At 65.6% G+C, this 2,836-nt stretch carries 4 protein-coding genes; all 4 read right to left on the bottom strand.

Translation table 11 applies throughout. The annotated features are described in order from the left end of the window. Nucleotides 1–64 precede the first annotated feature (64 nt). Nucleotides 65–298, bottom strand: coding sequence for a hypothetical protein (locus NKI99_RS33580; protein ID WP_023778258.1), 234 nt, complete (start codon nt 296–298; stop codon nt 65–67). Nucleotides 299–300: 2 nt separating this feature from the next. Beyond that, nucleotides 301–1,977 carry an IS66 family transposase gene (gene tnpC / locus NKI99_RS33575; RefSeq protein ID WP_352613722.1) on the bottom strand — a complete coding sequence of 559 codons (1,677 nt, stop codon included), beginning with the start codon at nt 1,975–1,977 and terminating at the stop codon, nt 301–303. Between the two features lie 66 nt (nt 1,978–2,043). After that, complete coding sequence (gene tnpB, locus NKI99_RS33570; protein WP_006201720.1) at nt 2,044–2,391, bottom strand: IS66 family insertion sequence element accessory protein TnpB; 348 nt, start codon at nt 2,389–2,391, stop codon at nt 2,044–2,046. Next, the gene (gene tnpA, locus NKI99_RS33565; protein ID WP_352613720.1) at nt 2,388–2,741 is read right to left on the bottom strand and encodes an IS66-like element accessory protein TnpA; all 354 of its coding nucleotides are present in this window, start codon (nt 2,739–2,741) and stop codon (nt 2,388–2,390) included. Before tnpA ends, tnpB begins: the two co-directional genes overlap by 4 nt. Between the last annotated feature and the right edge of the window lie 95 nt (nt 2,742–2,836).

Raw genomic sequence — 2,836 nt, 5'->3', positions numbered from 1 at the left:
GTACGCATCCGGTGAAGACCGCAGACGTGCGTATCCGGCGGCCTTGAGCACCGCGGTGCTGGGGTCAAGCTTTCGATGGGGAGACGCGATGATATTCTTCGAGAAGGAGTTTGACCTCCTCGATGCCTTCATCGGTGAAGGCCAAGATTCCGTCGTCATCGTTGGCGCCGTACACCCAGATGACGCCGTCCTCGGGCTCGAGACCGAGGGTCAGGTCCTGGATGAGCGCTTCGCTGACGCCGAGGTCCCTGGCGACACGTTCGACGGTGTAGACGTGATGCACCTTATTGCGCTGCATGATCAGGCCGCCGCTGGTTGGGTCCGCAGTTTTGCGGATCTCCAATTCCACGGCAGCAAATCATCGATCCGATGGGCCGGATAGGCGGGCAGTCGGGCGAGGACGTCGGCGAGCCAGGCCTGCGGGTCGATATCGTTCAACTTGGCGCTGACGATCAGGCTGTAGAGAACGGCAGCGCGCTGTCCGCCGCGATCGGAACCGCAGAACAGCCAGGACTTTCTGCCGAGAGCGATGCCGCGCAGGGCTCGCTCGGCTGCATTGTTCGATAGGCAGATCCGCCCGTCGTCGAGGAACCGGGCGAAGGATGACCAGCGGCGCAGCATGTAGTTGAAGGCCTTGGTCAGATCATGTCCGCGCGAGAGCTTGTCGCGCGTCTCGATCATCCAGCGCTCGAGCTCGGTGACCAGCGGCACGCTCCGCTCCTGGCGCACGGCGTGGCGTTGGCCTGGCGACAGACCGTTGATCGCGCGCTCGATATCGAACAGGGCATCGATGCGCTTCACGGCTTCCACCGCTAGCGGATAGACCAGGTTGGGCTTCTCGCCGTGCGCCTTCTTGCGCGCCGCCGCTTCGACATCGGCCAGCTCGAACACTTTGCGCCGGCTGTGGGCCCAGCAGCTGGCCTCCAGAATAGGCGCCGGCTGACGACCCGTCGCATAGAGATCGCCATAACCACCAAAGGCATCGGCCTGCAGAATGCCGCTCCAGCCGGCGAGATGCGCCGCGGGATGTTTGCCTCGGCGATCGCGGGAATAGTAGAACACCGCCGCCGGCGGATCGGCGCCGCCGAACGGTCGGTCATCGCGCACATAGGTCCATAATCGGCCGGTATCGGTCTTGCCCTTGGCCAGGACCGGCACCGTCGTATCGTCGCCGTGCAGACGTGACGCGGCCAGCACATGGGCTTCGAGCCGCTTGAACAGCGGCATCAGCGCCGCGGCGCCGGCGCCGACCTGGTCGGCGAGCGTCGACAGGCTGAACGGCACGCCTTCGCGGGCATACCGGTCAGCCTGGCGGTTGAGCGGCTGATGCTGGCCGAACTTCTCGAACAGGATCATCGCCAGCAGGCCGGGACCGGCCCAGCCGCGTGGGGTGGCGTGGAACGGCGCCGGAGCCTGGCTGATCGCTTCGCAGTCGCGGCAGGTGAACTTCTCCCGTACGTGCTGGATCACCTTCCATTGCCGCGGCACCACCTCCAGGGTCTCGGTGATATCCTCACCCAGCCTGCGCAGCCGATGGCCGCCGCAGCAATGGCAAGCGGTCGGCGCCGGCTCGACCACGCGTTCGCGCGGCAGATGCTCGGGAAATGGCTGGCGCGCCGGTCGCTTGCGCATGTAAGGCGCCACCTCGGTGGTCCGGGCCGCGGCCTGTTCGGCGGCGATCTCGTCTTCCGTTGCCGTGCTCTCGAGTTCCTCGAAGGTGAGTTCCATCTGGTCGTGCAGGCGGGCTGAGCGTTCAGAACTCTGACCATGCAGCGCCCGCTGCAGCTTCCGGATCGTCAGATGCTGATGCGCGATCAGCGCCGCATCATCCGATGCCTTGGCCCTGGCGACCGCCAGTTCGGCCTCGACCAGCGCAGCGCGCGCGGCCTCGTCTTCGGCTCTGGCCAGCGCCGCGGTCAGCGCTGCTCTCAGCGCGCCAATATCGTCCGGAACAGCATCCTGGGCGGTGGCAACCATGCCCTGGAGTGAATCATAAAACGCGTCCGCTGACTCGCGGAAAATGGCGCAAACTCAAAGAAAAACTCAGCCCGCGCGCTGCGGACGGAACGTGTGGCGCGGGTTGCGCCAATCGATCCCGTCGAGCATGTAGGCGAGCTGCGCCGGTGATATGGAAACCGTACCGTCCGCCGGCGACGGCCATAGAAACCGGCCCTTCTCGAGCCGTTTTGCATATAGCGACATGCCGAGCCCATCATGCCAGATAATCTTGATCAGATTGCCGCTGCGGCCGCGGAAGACATAAAGATCGCCGGCATGCGGATCCCGGCCCAACGTCTCCTGAACCTGCAGAGCGAGGCCCTGCATCCCGCGACGCATATCGGTCCGGCCGACCGCCAACCAGATCCGGACCTGGCTCGGGACCGGGATCATGAAACGCCCAGCGCCTTCACCATCGCCGCCGCCAGTGTCGGCGGCGTGGTCAACGGAATCCGCAGCCGCACCTTGCCGGCGATCTCCAGCTCGATCACCGCTTGTGGCGCCGCCGGCCGCGAAACGGCGACAGGCTCATCGGGAGCCACGACAACTTCGGCAAAGCCCGTCTCGCGGGCTCTCATCGTGCGGCGCCACTTGTAGATCAGGCTGGTCGCGACATCGTACTGACGCGCCACCGCCGCCACTGTGGCCCCGGGCGCGAATGCCGCCGCCAGTATCCGGCACTGATCCGCTTCACTCCAACGACGACGACGCTCAGGCCCGGTCAATAACGTCACATGGCTCATGCTGTGCTGCCAACTTCGCTCGTAAGGACGACCTTAAGAGCGCAGCCTCGCTACCGTGCCATGCTCGCGCAAGGCGGCCCTCGCCGGAGGCGTAC

The sequence above is a fragment of the Mesorhizobium sp. M0239 genome (assembly GCF_040321815.1).
Classification (GTDB): Bacteria; Pseudomonadota; Alphaproteobacteria; order Rhizobiales; family Rhizobiaceae; genus Mesorhizobium.
The sequence above is the reverse complement of the archived record's forward strand: the minus strand, read 5'-3'. Positions and strand labels throughout refer to the sequence as shown.

Bases quoted from the DNA above. Each gene is read 5' to 3' on its own strand.
- NKI99_RS33580 (WP_023778258.1), bottom strand. From the start codon at position 298: ATGCAGCGCAATAAGGTGCATCACGTCTACACCGTCGAACGTGTCGCC.
- tnpC (WP_352613722.1), bottom strand. From the start codon at position 1,977: ATGGTTGCCACCGCCCAGGATGCTGTTCCGGACGATATTGGCGCGCTG.
- tnpB (WP_006201720.1), bottom strand. From the start codon at position 2,391: ATGATCCCGGTCCCGAGCCAGGTCCGGATCTGGTTGGCGGTCGGCCGG.
- tnpA (WP_352613720.1), bottom strand. From the start codon at position 2,741: ATGAGCCATGTGACGTTATTGACCGGGCCTGAGCGTCGTCGTCGTTGG.